This window comes from Gardnerella sp. DNF00038 (assembly GCF_049262855.1).
Classification (GTDB): domain Bacteria; phylum Actinomycetota; class Actinomycetes; order Actinomycetales; family Bifidobacteriaceae; genus Bifidobacterium; species Bifidobacterium vaginale.
In genome coordinates, this window is record NZ_CP058407.1 from 1,405,348 (window position 1) to 1,421,278 (window position 15,931).

Here is a 15,931-nt window from a genome sequence, read left to right on the forward strand (position 1 = left end):
ATACTTATACTGTCCACCATAAATCACTCGTAGTTTCGATGACGATAAGACATATCCTCATACGTAATTGATTCACTGCTATGAATAGCATATATAACAGAATCAAGAAATATCCAAGATGCCGTCTCCCACAATGTTCCCATTGGGTGAATCGTAGGAACCAAATCCCCCTTTCCCTTATAAACAGAAGCAGGTATAAAAATAGTTAAATCAGAAAGTTTAGATGCACTACTATCTGGAACACCAGTAACACATATCAATGTTGCTCCACTTTCTTTTGCCAATCTTGCAACAGTCAACAAATGCTCAATCTCACCAGATCCACAAGTAAAGAAGAAAACATCTCCCTTAGAAATAGATGGTGCTGTGTCATCCCAAATCCAATGACTAGAATACCCAAGATGCATTAATCTCATACAAAATGCCCTACATGTAAGACCTTCACGACCTACACCAGCACAAACTATTCGTCTAGCAAATTTAATTTTTTCTATTACTTCATCAATTGATGAATAGTTCATAACATCAAAAGTTTGATGCAACTCATTTAAAATAGATTCTACATCTTTAGAATTCATAAAAACTCCTTTGTTTTAATAATTTCCCTAATAATTCAATAACATAATTACATGTTATTAATACTATTTTTTAGAAATATTATTATCTTTATTATCATGTGATGATTTGCAATTTACAGATGTTTTATACTCCAAAAGCCTATTAACAATCATCACAAAAATAAGAGCCGCTCCCCATGTAAGATTTTTAATAAATGGAGAAAAGTTTAATATAGTAAAACCAGTTTGCAAAACTTGAAGCATAATGACTGAAAGGAAAAGATTGGCAAACTTGCCTCTACCGCCAAATGGATCAAATCCAGCAAGAACTACAACCAACAACGCCTGAAGCAAATATGTTCCACCAAAACCAACTCTAGCTGAATTCACCCTAGCAACCATAACAAGAGCTGCAATAGCAACAAATAAACCAGAAATTGCATAAGTTATAATAATAGTTCTATTAACTCTATGCCCTGAGAACAGAGAAGCTACAGGATTTGAACCATAGAAATATAGTTCTCGACCATATCTAGTATGAGAGGCAACCCATCCAGTAATCGCATAACTAATTATTCCAATCAAAAACACGGTAGGAATACCAGCTACAGATGATATTCCAAACATAGAATAATCAATCACAGATACTCCTATAGATGAGCCATTGGTAGCAGCTGTTGCAATGCCTGCAAATAAAAGTTGCGTGCCCAATGTAGCAACAATAGGATTCACTCCAGCCATGCTAACTAAACACCCATTAATAACACCACATACAATTGCGGAAAGAAGACCAAGTACAACAGCGATAACTATAGATAAGATTGGCGAACCAATTCTGCCCAATTCAGATCCCGACAATATCCATGCAATAACTATTGCAGCAACGTTCATATTCGCAACTACAGATAAATCAATGCCACCAGTTAATACAACAAGTCCCATAGCTAAAGCAAGAAACATAAACTCACCTATTTGGAAACCCATTGATTGTAAAGTACTCCAGTTATATAAAGTATCGCCTAATAAAATATAAAATATAAGACAAACTAATATAACAGAACAATAAAGAACCTTACTAGAGCGCTCAATATTTGACCATACACGTTTAATATTCGATAAATTGAATATATTTAATCCAGCCAATAAATGATTTAACATAATTTAACCAATCAATCTTAAATTTATTTCAAATTTCAGCCAAGAAAGGACATATTCTTACGATTACGCAATTTCTCTCCATAGTAAATCGCAACTACTGCAGCAATCATCACTCCGCCAATAAATAGATTGTTCCACGATGATTTCAATCCCAAAAAGACAAGAGTATTATTAAGCAATTGCGTTAAGGCAACGCCAAGAAAAGTGCCAAATAATGTACCATATCCGCCAGTAATTCTAGTTCCCCCTATAACTACTGCAGCAATAACAGTTAACTCTGTACCCATAATGCTTGTTGGGTCAACAAACTTTAAATTGGCGAATGAAATAATTGCCATTATTGCAGCTAAAACACCCATAAGAGGATAAATGAATAGTTTTATACCAAGAACTGGCAGACCAGCACGTCTTGCAAACTCCTCCGAATTACCTATAGCGTAAATACTGTGTCCCAAAGAAGTATGATTCATAATAAACCATACAAATATGTAGACAAATATAGATATTAGGAAGAATATGGAAATACCATTTTGCTGACCATTCACTGTGAAGGAAACAATATTACATCTTCCAAATTCTAATAAAGAAGATGGCATCTTACTGATAGTAACTGGTTTAGTTCCAACCGTAGTTGTCATTAACCCATAAAAAATAGAAGATGTTCCCAATGTAACTATAAATGTTGGTAATTCAAGCCAATGAATTAAAAGTGCGTTTATAGCTCCTAGAACTGCTCCTATAACAGCAGCAATAATAAGAATAACTAAGATTGAGTTTATCTTAGCGTTAACAGCAAATACAACTGATGTATATCCAGACATAATAGCTACAGCTGGAAAAGATACATCAATACCTCCAGCAATCATAATAACGTATACTCCTGCAGCAAGTATCGCCATTGTTGCACCATTACGCGTCAAATCTGCAAGAGTTCCCAATGTAAAGAAGTGCTTATTCACAACAGAAACAGTCATGGCATACAAAATTATTATTGTGAGCAATGTCTTTTCCATAGAATTTGGTCGTTTTACATTAGGCAACAATGATCTTAATTTTGGGATCACAACGCACCTCCATTTTGAACAAAAGAAACAGATTTGTCTGAAGAAGATATAAAACTCTCATTGGATTCATGAGAATTATCCCTATCTGTAGATTCCCTGAAAATCTTAGAAAATCCAGGTTCTAATTCATCACCAGTTATTTGAGTAGAAACTTTTCCTTGTTTAAAAATGTAAATTTTATTGCAAACAGCAAGGAGCTCTTCTTCCTCATCAGATATAACTATAACCGATATGCCTTTCTCAGCTAGTCTGCGTATGATCTGATAAATTTGAGATTTAGATCCAACATCAACACCAACGGTTGGAGAATCTAATATCAACAGCTTTGGGTTAGTTGCAACCCACTTACCTAAAAGAACTTTTTGTTGGTTACCTCCAGATAAAGATTTAGCCAACAAACTGAGATCATGTGTATTAACTTGCAAATCATTGAGGATTTCATCCCCAACTATTTTTTCTTCATTTTGATTTACAATTCCAAAACAGTTAGATATCCTACTCAAAATTGCAGAAGCACAATTACTTAAAAGATTACTATCTTGGAAAAGACCTTGCTTATACCTATCTTCAGGAACTAAAGCGATACCTCTTTCTATAGCATCACGAGGATTATTTATATCAACAATTTTTCCATTAATCTTCACAGAACCACTAGTTATATGATTAAGTCCAAATAGAGCAAGTGCTGTTTCTGTTCTGCCAGAACCAAGCAATCCACTAAATCCAACTACTTCACCAGGATTTACACTCAAAGTAACGCCATTAACTCTAGAAGCTTTTACATCTTCCATATTTAATGTTGGAACAACTTCCTTGTTCATGTCATAATTATTAGGAATACCGAATTGAACATCATGACCAATCATAAGAGAAGATAATTTTCTAGGATTTAAGTCCTTTGCATTATAAGTTCCAACTAATTCACCAGATCTAAATACTGTGATTCTATCTGCAACAGAAAAAACTTCATCAAGCTTATGCGATATAAAGACTACAGAAACTCCATTCAATTGTAGATTTTCTATAGTCTTCAATAATTCTTCAACTTCTGAATAAGTAAGAGCAGTAGTAGGTTCATCCATAAAAATAACTTTTGCATTAAGCACTAATGCTCTCGCAATAGCTACCTGCTGACGAGCAGCCATTGATAAATTCTCTACTCTTTCATAACAATTAATATTAGCTCCTATACGTTCGAGTGCTTCTTTTGCAACCTTATCAGCCAAAGAATTATTTATAAAAAATCTGCGGTGATGGACTTGCTCTGGCAAACAAATATTATCCTTTACCGTCATCGTGTTAAACAATGATAAATCCTGATGAATAACAGCTATACCGAGATCGATTGCTTGTCTAGCAGTTAAAGCAGAGTAATTCTTACCATCAACTTCAATACTTCCAGAATCAGGTCGCAAAACTCCGGATAAAATCTTAACTATCGTTGATTTACCGCATCCATTGCCACCAGCTAAGCAGTGAACTTCACCACTAGAAATATCAAAATTAATATTTTTTAAAGCATGCACTCCACCAAAACTTTTAAAAATATTCATTGCCTTTAGACGCATGTCCATCACCTTTATTCTTGAATCACTATGAAACTTAAAAGATTAGAAAGGATACTTTCCGTCTGGGAAATCACCTTTCTTAAGAACCATAGGAGCATTACCTCTTACTTGATGACCATCAACTTGAATATCTTCATAACCTTTTACATTTAGGTTTGTACCATTACTAATCTTCTTGCCCTTAATCTTGTTATATGCAAGAGATAGAGCTGCGTAACCAGCATCAGCAGGACGCCAAGCTTTAGCATACTTAACCCAACCTTCATTTATGTAAGGCATATCAACAGATGGAATACCAAGAGAAGAAACAAATACGTTTTTATTTCCTCGCTCTTTCAAAACAGCAGCCATATTAGCTCCTGCAGAAACGGATGTGCCAAATAGTCCTTTCAAATCTGGATGCGCATTAAGTATCTCCGTTGAAACCTTTCGAGCAGTATCATCATTATTGTTATCTTCATACGGTTCGTCAGATACGAATGAAATATCTGGATATTCTTTTTCTATCAAAGACTTACATGCCTTGTACCAAGCCATATGTGTTTCCATCGTCTTTGAACCAACTATCGCTGCTATCTTGCCCTTACCACCTATTCCATCAGCAAGAGGCTTGCAGAATCCCTCACCAAAGTCTTTATTCTTAAATGCTTCTATATCATAGTCAACATCATCAGCAATATTGCCACCTTCGTGAGAAATAACAACTATGCCTTTAGCCTTAGCTTGCTTTATTACTGGCTTAAGAGCTTGAGGATCATTTGGAACAACAACAATAGCTTTGACGTTTTGCGAAATTAAATCAGAAATCATCTGAGCCTGCTTTGCAGAATCACCAGAATCTGGAGCAATTTGTTTAACTTCAACTTCTCCTTCATGATCTTTACCAAAACGTTCAACACCACTTCGCATATCATCAAACCATGGAATTCCCTCTTGCTTGGCAACAAGAACCATTTTTATTTTTCCATTTTTTGACGATTGCTTTGATCCTATTAGACCACCTGATCCACATGCTGACATAGGAGCTAAAAACGCAACAGTCAGCATCGTTGCCAATGTTACTTTCATTGATTTACGCATCTTATTCTCCTTTGATTAGTGATGCATATGATTTTTTAATTTATAAACTATAAATATTATTTTTTACGATTATCGATATATATTAGTTTCAATGTTTTATCGTATCTATTGCCATACAATCTACAGCTTCTGAACGCGTTATAAAACGTTCAGAAACTTCATTAAATCGCTCTGCAATAAATGGAACATAATCACCTATATACTCACTAGACAATCTAGGCACCCATTCTGGAGGCTCAGAACCACCACAATAAACCCACGCAGCTTGTTTTGAAGCTCCATCCGCAACATATTCGCTATATTCTGGTACACTGACAGGCAATCCAAGAACGCATGGAGCAATTCTTCTAACAGCCTCAGACTGAGCGCCGCCTCCTATAAGATTAATCTTATTAACTTTCATTCCTAGAGATGTCATAGCTTTTATTCCGACACCAACTCCGCATAGCATTCCTTCAATCGCAGCACGTGCAATATTTGAAGGAGTAAAATTCTCACAAGTAACTCCATGTATTGCACCAGTCGCATCTGGCAAATTCGGCGTTCTTTCTCCTTCAAAATATGGAAGAACAACCAATCCTTCTGATCCAGGAGGAGCACACAAAGCAGAATGCGAAAATTCTTCATGTGTCATATGCAAAATTTGCCTAAACGAATCAATTACTCTAGATGCGTTTAACGTACAAACAAGTGGCAAATAATTTCCTGTAGCATCTGCAAAACCCGTAACATATCCTTTTGAATCGTGAATTGGAACTTTAGACACCAAAGACACAACCCCAGAAGTACCAATAGATAAAACAACTTCCCCTGGCTTTAGACCCAACCCAAGAGCAGCAGCTGCATTATCTCCAGCTCCTGGACCAATCTTCATATTAACGCCACAAATATTTGATTCACCGATACACTCATGAGGTCCTACCACTCGAGGTAAAACAACTTTACTTGCAAAATCATCTCCAGCAGCCATAGAGATTATACTTCTCTTGTATTCATTATCTTCTGAAGAAAAATATCCAGTTCCAGATGCTTCTGAACGATCAGTTGTTAAAGTATTTATGTCTTTACCGTCTTTTAAAACCCAAGTAAGCCAATCATGAGGAAGTGCAATAGCTGCAGTTCTCTTTAGATTATCAGGTTCTTCACGATTCATCCATCTGAGTTTGGTAATGGTTAAAGATGCGACTGGAACACTACCGACAGACTTAGCCCATTTTAATTTTCCATTTTCAGTAGAACCATTTCCAAATTCGTTTATTAATTCATACGCATCAATTGCAGATCTTGTATCATTCCATAAAATAGCATCTCTAACTACGTTACCATTGTTGTCAAGCGCAACCATACCATGCTGTTGACCTGCTATAGATATAGCGACTACATCATCCAATCCGCCGGCTTGTTTAACAGCTTCATCAAAAGCATTACGCCAAACATAAGGATTTATTTCAGTACCTCGACCATGCTTGGCAGAACCAGACCTTACTAATGCGCCAGTTTTCAAATCGCGAATAACTATCTTGCATGATTGAGTAGAAGAGTCAACACCCGCTACCAATTTATGAATACTCATATTACCTCCCAACACCATCGTCAGGTTTAATTGCTTTATGCAACATAATACGTCAAATAATTAACTTTGTCTACACGAGCAACAAAAATATCTTAACAATTCCAACATGTACGGCATACTATATATATGCAGTTGATGGATTACAGTAAACACACAAGCGCGATGTCGCTATACAATAATCGACTCGATCCAGCACGGTCAAAATCCATTCGAAACCATAATTTGACGTTAATAGCTAACACACTGACTTCAAGCAACAAACATTATTCTAGAGCAGAATTAGCAAGAATAACTGGATTAAATAGGTCAACTCTTACACGTTTGGTAGATTCACTAATAGAATATGGAATAATTAGCGAATTACATTCAGAAATAACTGGATCAGGAAGACCAGCAGTACCACTGACCCCATCATTACATACTTATGCATCAATAGGATTATCTTTATCAAAATCAAATTTGGAAGCCTGTGTAATAGACATATCTGGAAATATTCTTTCAAGATATTATGAACAAATAAATGACACAAATCCTACAATAATATTGAAAAAAATCAAAAACATTATTTACTCAACGAAGCAAAAATTGCAAAAAGCAAATCTTCCAACAGTATCAATATCTATAGCAATTAGCGGTTTAATGAATACAACTGAACAACACAAAATATCAAGCCCAAATCTTAAATGGAACCACGTTGATTTATCTGACTTCTACAATAAGAACGACAAAGATAATAACTTAGAATTCATACCAATATCATTTATAGACCTTGCTGCAGCTGGAGCATATGCAGAAATCTATTTAAGAAACAAAAAAGGTAATACAATACCGAATTTTCTCTATATACATAGCGGCAATAGCATAGACACAGCATTAATAAAAAATAACACTTTTGAACAAGGGTGCAATAATTGGGGCGGAAAGTTCGGGCACGTTTTTGTATCATCGGGAAAATCTAATTGTTCGTGTGGGCATACAGGCTGTTTAGAAAGCTTTGCTGGAAGTCGAGCCTTAATAAGGGAAGGAAAACTAGGAGAAAATGCATCGATAAATAATTTTTATGCAGCACTATTCAGAAATGAGCCTGCTGCAACTCGAGCCGCAAATATAGCAGCAGAAAAGCTTGGAATAGCAATATCATCATTTATAAATATATTTGACATGCCAGTTTTTATATTTGATGGAATATATTCAGAAATTTTCGATTCTGTAAAAGATAAAATAATTGAGACTATTAAAGAAAGAGCAATATGCTCAAACTGGTCATCTATAGAAATAATGAAATCTATTGTTCCAGGTAATGCATCAGCATTAGGGGCAGCATGGAAAGGTATGAACGAATTCTTAAATACTCCAGAATTATGGATTAAAAAGTCTAAGGAAGCTTTGTCATACTACCCTATACAATCCATGTCTTCAGATATATAACTCATTACATTATTTGCATAACACATTTGTATACGACATACAAAATATAAATTCTGGCTATTTTATACGAAGTGAATATATAAACTTGCAGTACGCATTGTATTCACTTATTAGGGAAGCTAAAACCTTCAACTGTCACCTGAGCCTGCATCAATACGCCATAAGATTGCTGAAGTATTTTAAACGCCTCGGACATATCAATAAGAAGAATGCCGCCTTCATGTAACTGAACGGTCTCTCCAGAACCTACGAAATATTCACGATCGTTTAAATCACTGTAACGCTCAACTGGTAGCAAATTTCCTTTATCAGCAATATCAATATAAGCAGTACCGCTTACAGAATACAACGCAGTTTGATATCGTCTCGAACCTATAAACCGTTTTTCAACAACGCATCGCAAATCATGAGTCCAAAATGTAATAGAATCCCCTATAGAGTAAGCCTCATCATTAGATAAACACTTGACCTTACCAATAGCCTCAATAAAACGCTTCCATTTTCGACTTCCATTTATACATACTTCAAATTCTGAAACATCGTTATAAATACGCATAATATCTTTCTTTTCATATCAATCCATTGTTGCATTATCGCAAATAGGCATAAAGGAAAAAGCGAAATTACAATTCTCAAAACGAATTCTATGAGAATCTAAAACCTCACTGCCCCATGAGTTAGATCCCAAACCCAATATTTGATCATTGAGATTTATTGTAACAAGATCATCTTCATGTAATTCATTTCTATGCTTCGCCTGTTCAATAGTATTGGAAGTAAACGGCCAAGCAGAGTAAGAGAATCCATCAGTCATAGAACTACTAGACAAACGCGTTACTAAAATACCTACCCCACTACTATTACGCACAGATACCCACCGCGTATTTTGATGGTTTCCATAATCTTGCGGACGAACGTATGGAGTGATCATATCGTCAACACTGGCTTCCCAGAGTCCAACAACTTGAGAACTACAAGAATCTGGATATGTTTCACCCGGACCACGACCATACCAAGTAATATTGTCATACTCTCGAGGCATAGCAAAAGTTAATCCCACACGCGGAATAATATCTTTATAACTACCATAAGCCTCAGCACGTATTTCAAGATTAAGTACTCCAGACGAATTTACAACATACCTACTATTTAATTTCATTCCGAACGATAATACGGGAGGAGCAAATCTCTGCTCTACAGTGACTTCAACAATATCATCACAACTCTTCCAATTAACGGAACGAGTATCTAATTGCATAATATCTAAGAAATTAGGCTTCCATAATTCATTGTACTCTTGTCTATAATTATCAATAAGAGGTCGCCAAATATCAAAATGAATCGGAGCTTTAATCATATCATAGGAAGCATTGTACCAATGTATGAGATCACCAGAAATTCTGTCAAATACATATTTCTGCGATTTCGATGTGATAACAATATAGTCTTCATCAACTTTAATATCTGGTCGAGATACAGAACACTTTTCTTGCGAACATGGCAGTTTTATATTACCAGTCCTATAACAATACTGATATACACCAAGCGGAGAATGCTCATCATTCCACCAATAACGATGCAAACTATAAACATAAGCAGTTATTAATAACTCCCCAACATTTGAACCTAATTTAGGAATATTTAATTTCACACGCATCGTATTAGAAGGATGTAACTCTCCCGGAGAGATAGTCGTATTATAGATGGCACGACCATTCTCACTCAATGAGAGATCAATACGAATATCATCAAGGTCAGTAAAATAACGCTTATTGGTTATAACTATATATTCACCATCTAAATCTACATGAACTGGACATAAAACCTGTTTATACTCTAATAGACCAGGACTTGCCTCTTTCCACGGAAAAACAAGACCGTCGATGCTAAAGTTGCCATCATTTGGATAATCATGAAAATCTCCGCCATACGCATTATATGAACGACCCTGTGAATCAACTTGAGCAATTCCATGATCACACCATTCCCAAACAAAATGCCCTTGAATACTAGGATAACAATCAATAACCTTCTGATATTCCTGTAACCCACCAGGACCATTGCCCATAGAATGTGCATATTCACACAATATTCTTGGCTTTTTTGTTGGATGTTCACCAAAATCATTCATTTGAGAAACTCTCGAATACATAGTTGAAAGAACATCAACAACTTCACCAAACCTATCTTCCTCATAATGTACTGGTCGCGTTGGGTCAAGCTCTTTGCATCTATGGTACATAGCCCGGAAATTACATCCAAACCCCGATTCATTACCAAGAGACCACATAACAATACACGCATGATTACGCTCTTGAAACACTTCACGTTCAATGCGTGACACATAAGCTAGTTGCCAATCAGAATCATCACTAATCATGGAGATATTACCAACATGTTCAAATCCATGACATTCAAGATCAGTTTCAGCAACAACCATAAAACCAAGCTCATCACATAATTGATAAAACCTAGGATCATTAGGATAATGAGAAGTGCGTATTGCATTTATATTATGCTGTTTCATCATTATAAGCTCATGTTTCACATCAGCAATATCAATAGCACGACCTTTATTCTGATCAAAATCATGACGATTAACTCCATGCATAACAAAATACTTACCATTAAGATACATGAGACCATCTTTAATGCTTATTTCAACGAGCCCAAGACGATGCGACACAACTTCGTTAGATCCAGTATCACTTGTAACAGTAATTACCATGTCATATAAATATGGGTCTTCAGGATTCCAAAGATGCGGATTGTCAATATACATTTTTGTATGTACTTCTCCATTTGGAACCTTTTGCTCAATACGCGAAACCACAATACCGTTATCCTCAATACTGCATGAAAAAGAAGAAGTTCCGCTTATTGTAGCATCAAAAGATAAACAGGCTCTACCATCATCTAATAAATGAGTGCGAGCGAAGAAATCTTTCAAATGTACCTTTGGTCTACGATATACATATATATCACGAAAAATTCCACTAGCCCACCACATATCTTGATCTTCAAGATACGTTCCATCGCAATATTGCATTACAACGATAGCGAATAAATTCGTGCCTTCAACTACGGCTTCAGTAATATCAAATTCAGCAGAAAGACGTGATCCTTTTGTCATTCCAACATATCTGCCATTTAGATAGACTTCACCATAACTTTCAATACCGTCGCAACGCAAAATAATCTCTTCATCATCGTCAATAGATGAAATTATTATTTCCTTCTGATAAACAGCCGTTGGAGTCAAAGTTGGAACTCTAGGAGGATCAACAGGAAAAGGAAATGCTTCGTCAGTATATTGCAGTTGACCATAACCATCAAACTGCCACATATGAGGAACATTTACTTCATCCCAATTGGATTGTAATTCTGTTTTCATATACTTTCGGACAGAATTGGGACTGTTCAATAATGCAAATTTCCATTTTCCATTTAAACATACATATCCATGCGCAAATTCACGCTTATAAGTTTTTGCTAAACTAGAACACTCATAACTTAAAAAATATGCTCGAGCCGGTAATCTATTTTTACCAGTCAACGAAGGGTTCTCCCAATCATTAACACTTTCTACCATTGTTAAACCCCATTTACTTACGAAATACTGCTAGCAAATCGCTAAATGCATGGATATTATACTCAGCTTTTAGCGATGAAATTGCAATACTACCAAAAGCAGCACAATCCATACATCCAGCATGGGCCGCTTCAATTCCAGCTATGGCATCTTCTACAACAAGACACTTAGATGCCTCACACTGCAATAATTGCGCAGTTTTAACAAAAACCTCTGGATTTGGCTTTGAGTGTGTAATATCATTACCATCACACACTCCATCAAAATAATCATCAAGTTGAATCTGATGAAGAATATACTTAGCATTTTTACTAGATGATCCAAGCCCCAATTTTATTCCATCACAACGAAGCGACTCCATAACTTCTTTTACTCCTGGCAATATGTCATCTGGGCTCATCTGAGAAAGCATACTACGATAATATTCGTTTTTTTGATCCGTCCACTTTATTTTTTCTTTGTCAGTCATTTGACCTTTGTACTTTTCGAGAATAATATCAAAACTTTCCATTCTGCTAACGCCAAGTAATCGTTTGTTTATCTCTTGATTAAATTCAATATTTAGTTCGTCTGCTATATGTTTCCAAGCAAGATAATGATACTTGTCAGTTTTACAAATAACTCCATCTAAATCAAAAATAACAGCCTCGTACTTATACATTGTTATATCACTCCTTTGTTGAACGACGTATAAATGATGAAGGAAGACTAGAAATGAGCACTGCGCACAAAATAATTGCACTGCCAATAATCATACGAATGGTTACTATTTCATTAAGCAATATAATTGAGAATAAAGTGCCAAAGACCGCCTCTAAAGATAACACAATGGCTGATTGCGTTTCATTAACGTATTTTTGACATGCTGTTTGCAGAAGATAGCACACAGTCGTACTTATAAAACCAAGATAAATTACACTAATCCAACCGTTTGGCGAAGCAATCCAATGGCATTCTCCAGTAAATTGCATTACAATAAATGACAATAAAAACGCAGTACACATTTGTATACAATTGAGTACATTAGGTCTATAAACTTTTACAAATATTCCAGTTAGGACAATCTGACTAGCAAAACCTAAAGCACAAAGCAATGTCAGCAAATCACCAAAGGAAATCGTAAAATTATTACTTAAAGAAAGTATTGCGACACCTAAAACGGATAAAATAGCTCCTACAATCTCCTTCACGCCTACACGTTTTTTAAATAAAAACATACTCAAAAAAGGAACAATTACGACATTCAGAGAAGTAATAAAAGCATTTTTTGATGGCGTTGTATACTGAAGCCCAAATGTTTGTAAGGAGAAACCTGCAAACAAAGCTACACCCATACCTACGCCAGCTAAAATCTCCTTATAATTAATGACAGTAAATTGCTTAGCAGAGATTACAAGCATAACCAATGCAGCAATAGCAAATCGTATTGTCATTATTTGCATTGGTGCAAATGAGCCTAGTGCTATATCACTTGCTACAAATCCACCACCCCATATAGCAGTAACAACAGTTAAACCAATTATTGCCAATTTACGACGCATACTACATACCATCCTCAGCACACCCATTTATAACTACTGGTGCACCATGTATTAGAATTTTCATGCTGCTACCTTGCAACATGTGAACTTCAACTTTATCTGCTGATATATTTATTTCCAACCATCTACCAGCATAATGCAATCTGAAAACTATAGACTTCCATCGAGATGGAAGTTTAGGATCTATAGTCAATACATTTTCAGCATTAATATTTATGCCAGCAAATCCAAAAATAACAGTTTGCCACACTCCACCAGCATTAGCAGCATGTATCCCTTCGCGTGTGTTACCCTGTAAATTAAGTAAATCGAGTGTAGCAGACCTCTTTATATAACGATATGCTTTAGAGTCATCTCCAACTACAAGACCCATAATGGCATGGATACTAGGACTAAGAGAAGAACCATGTAGCGTCCTAGCTTCATAAAAATGATAATTGTTTTTTACCACTTCTTCAGAAAACTCATTCCTCAAAAGATGCATTAGCATCACAACATCAGGCTGTTTAATAATCTGAGTTTTCTCTACTGGATACTCTTTCAATGCAGATGGACGAATTGGCCAATCATTCTCATCATATTGACTAATAACTACATCTTTCAAATTAAAGTATCCCTCAAATTGCTCAATAATTCCATTACAATCTTTCGGAAGATATATGTGATCTGCTACATACTTCCAATGAGCAATCTCCTCTTGAGTAAGGTCAGAATTATGAATAATTTCACTATACTTTTCAGGTTTTGCCACTTTTATTTGTGATAATAGTTGCAAAGAATAACGTATATTCCAACGCGCTAGATAATTTGTATATGTATTATTATTAACTGGCTCATGCCATTCATCAGGACCTGTAACTTGATTAATCTCATAACGAGAATATTTTTCTACCCACTCACAACGACTTACCCAAAAACGAGCAGTCTCTAATAAAATATTTATTCCTTTTGAATATAAAAATTCGTGATCATGAGTAATTTGCAAATACTTAGCAACACCAAAAGCAATTGCAGCAGTCACATGCTGCTCATATTGCGCAACATAGCAACGATAACAAGTACCATCTGGCTCAATCGTCCAATCTGGGCATTGTTCAGATCCGTCATCAGCTGACTCCCATGGGTACTGAGCCCCTAGTAGTCCATTCTTTTTCGCATTCCTCTTAGCTGCTGGTAAAAGATTATATCTATACTCTTCTAACTTACGCGCAGTATTTGGAAACACAAAAGCAAAGAATGGCAACATGAACAACTCGCTATCCCAGAAAGCGTGCCCTCCATATTCCTCTCCACTTAATAACTTAGCACCAATATTAACTCTATTATCTTCTTCATTCGCAGAACTCATAAGATGAAAAATATTGAATCGTATTGCACGATTTAATTCATTATCTCCTACAATTTCAATATCCGCGTGATCCCACATCTTCTCATACACCGCGATATGATTTTGCAGTTCTTTTTCTACACCATCAAGAATCATTGCATTTATTTCTGACTCTACATCTTCAAACAAATGATCAACAGGTGTATCTCTACTATCTTTTACTGCAACATATTTCACGAGAATAATAGGTTTTTTGCATTGAACAGAAACGTCACAAAATTCAACACCTCGTTCTCCAAAAGCATGAAAACAACGATTCTGTAATATGTTTACAGTAGACTCAAAATTATTGTCGTATTCATATCCCAACAATCTTGCACCAACTGCAACATGAATATTGTCATCACGTGTAGCCACTTCTAAATACGTACCATCAGAACTTAAACTATTATTACGTATTAGCTCTGTATGCTTTACTTTAAATCGTGGAGCATCGCAAAAATTGATAATAGACCCATCAATAGTGTGTTCTATTTCCAACAAACCATTGTAATTTAATGGAATTACTCGAACCACAACTGCCATACGATTACGATGAGCGCGACTCACAAATCGCAATGTATCAATCTGCGTATCACGCCCTTTTTTATCACGCAACACAGTATATTGTCGTAGACAAGCACGTTTCATATCGAGCCATCTACGATATTGTATAATTTCACAATCTTCAATACCTATACACTGCTTCTCAAGATATAAGCGAACGCCTAACCAATTAGGTAATGTTGCTAATTCTTTCATAAAAGTTTCGGATTTATCAAATATGCCGTTTATATACACATAAGGAAGAGAAACACTAGTTCCTTCTTCATGAGCACCACGAATTCCTAAATAACCATTTGATAATGCAAACAAACTCTCATATTGTAAATTTTTTTCAGAGCAATATGAATCTTCTGTTATACACCAATCGCTATCAAACACGCTGAAAATATCAGAATTCATAAGCATAGAACAATCCCCCTTTTTTGCGAAAATATATA

Annotated in this window: 12 protein-coding genes; 1 reads left to right on the forward strand and 11 read right to left on the reverse strand. The window is 35.7% G+C overall.

Translation table 11 applies throughout. The features are described 5' to 3' along the window. Positions 1–23: 23 nt before the first annotated feature. The 6 genes from HXT19_RS05365 to HXT19_RS05390 form a co-directional block, all read right to left on the reverse strand. Positions 24–578, reverse strand: a complete 555-nt coding sequence (locus HXT19_RS05365) for an SIS domain-containing protein (protein ID WP_004114429.1) — start codon at positions 576–578, stop codon at positions 24–26. A gap of 63 nt (positions 579–641) precedes the next feature. Next, positions 642–1,517 (reverse strand): ABC transporter permease, encoded by an 876-nt coding sequence (locus HXT19_RS05370; RefSeq protein WP_004114428.1) that lies wholly within the window; start codon positions 1,515–1,517, stop codon positions 642–644. Positions 1,518–1,750: 233 nt separating this feature from the next. Continuing rightward, positions 1,751–2,728: an ABC transporter permease gene (locus tag HXT19_RS05375; RefSeq protein ID WP_016810457.1), complete on the reverse strand. Its 978-nt coding sequence runs from the start codon at positions 2,726–2,728 to the stop codon at positions 1,751–1,753. A gap of 47 nt (positions 2,729–2,775) precedes the next feature. Next, on the reverse strand, positions 2,776–4,347 hold the full coding sequence (locus HXT19_RS05380; protein ID WP_180947119.1) for a sugar ABC transporter ATP-binding protein: 1,572 nt from the start codon (positions 4,345–4,347) through the stop codon (positions 2,776–2,778). 42 nt (positions 4,348–4,389) lie between these two features. Further along, complete coding sequence (locus HXT19_RS05385) at positions 4,390–5,427, reverse strand: substrate-binding domain-containing protein (protein WP_013399756.1); 1,038 nt, start codon at positions 5,425–5,427, stop codon at positions 4,390–4,392. Between the two features lie 88 nt (positions 5,428–5,515). Then, positions 5,516–7,000 (reverse strand): xylulokinase, encoded by a 1,485-nt coding sequence (locus HXT19_RS05390; RefSeq protein ID WP_048730823.1) that lies wholly within the window; start codon positions 6,998–7,000, stop codon positions 5,516–5,518. A 222-nt stretch (positions 7,001–7,222) separates the two neighbouring features. Between HXT19_RS05390 and HXT19_RS05395 the strand changes: the two genes are divergently transcribed. Continuing rightward, positions 7,223–8,428 (forward strand): ROK family protein, encoded by a 1,206-nt coding sequence (locus tag HXT19_RS05395; protein WP_014554354.1) that lies wholly within the window; start codon positions 7,223–7,225, stop codon positions 8,426–8,428. 103 nt (positions 8,429–8,531) lie between these two features. Here the strand turns inward: HXT19_RS05395 and HXT19_RS05400 are convergent, their stop codons facing one another. The 5 genes from HXT19_RS05400 to HXT19_RS05420 are packed head-to-tail and all read right to left on the reverse strand — an operon-like array spanning position 8,532 to position 15,899. Further along, positions 8,532–8,984 (reverse strand): hypothetical protein, encoded by a 453-nt coding sequence (locus HXT19_RS05400; RefSeq protein WP_101886607.1) that lies wholly within the window; start codon positions 8,982–8,984, stop codon positions 8,532–8,534. An 18-nt stretch (positions 8,985–9,002) separates the two neighbouring features. Then, the gene (locus HXT19_RS05405; protein WP_101887711.1) at positions 9,003–12,020 is read right to left on the reverse strand and encodes a glycoside hydrolase family 2 TIM barrel-domain containing protein; all 3,018 of its coding nucleotides are present in this window, start codon (positions 12,018–12,020) and stop codon (positions 9,003–9,005) included. Positions 12,021–12,033: 13 nt separating this feature from the next. Further along, on the reverse strand, positions 12,034–12,681 hold the full coding sequence (gene pgmB, locus HXT19_RS05410) for a beta-phosphoglucomutase (protein ID WP_101887712.1): 648 nt from the start codon (positions 12,679–12,681) through the stop codon (positions 12,034–12,036). A 7-nt stretch (positions 12,682–12,688) separates the two neighbouring features. Next, positions 12,689–13,561, reverse strand: coding sequence for a DMT family transporter (locus HXT19_RS05415; RefSeq protein WP_004121002.1), 873 nt, complete (start codon positions 13,559–13,561; stop codon positions 12,689–12,691). A gap of 1 nt (position 13,562) precedes the next feature. Further along, entirely contained in the window at positions 13,563–15,899 is a 2,337-nt protein-coding gene (locus HXT19_RS05420; RefSeq protein WP_180947120.1) for a glycoside hydrolase family 65 protein, read from the reverse strand. Between the last annotated feature and the right edge of the window lie 32 nt (positions 15,900–15,931).

Coding starts and splice junctions, on each gene's coding strand:
- HXT19_RS05365 (WP_004114429.1), bottom strand. CDS start 578: ATGAATTCTAAAGATGTAGAATCTATTTTAAATGAGTTGCATCAAACT.
- HXT19_RS05370 (WP_004114428.1), bottom strand. CDS start 1,517: ATGTTTCTTGCTTTAGCTATGGGACTTGTTGTATTAACTGGTGGCATT.
- HXT19_RS05375 (WP_016810457.1), bottom strand. CDS start 2,728: ATGGAAAAGACATTGCTCACAATAATAATTTTGTATGCCATGACTGTT.
- HXT19_RS05380 (WP_180947119.1), bottom strand. CDS start 4,347: ATGCGTCTAAAGGCAATGAATATTTTTAAAAGTTTTGGTGGAGTGCAT.
- HXT19_RS05385 (WP_013399756.1), bottom strand. CDS start 5,427: ATGCGTAAATCAATGAAAGTAACATTGGCAACGATGCTGACTGTTGCG.
- HXT19_RS05390 (WP_048730823.1), bottom strand. CDS start 7,000: ATGAGTATTCATAAATTGGTAGCGGGTGTTGACTCTTCTACTCAATCA.
- HXT19_RS05400 (WP_101886607.1), bottom strand. CDS start 8,984: ATGCGTATTTATAACGATGTTTCAGAATTTGAAGTATGTATAAATGGA.
- HXT19_RS05405 (WP_101887711.1), bottom strand. CDS start 12,020: ATGGTAGAAAGTGTTAATGATTGGGAGAACCCTTCGTTGACTGGTAAA.
- pgmB (WP_101887712.1), bottom strand. CDS start 12,681: ATGTATAAGTACGAGGCTGTTATTTTTGATTTAGATGGAGTTATTTGT.
- HXT19_RS05415 (WP_004121002.1), bottom strand. CDS start 13,561: ATGCGTCGTAAATTGGCAATAATTGGTTTAACTGTTGTTACTGCTATA.
- HXT19_RS05420 (WP_180947120.1), bottom strand. CDS start 15,899: ATGCTTATGAATTCTGATATTTTCAGCGTGTTTGATAGCGATTGGTGT.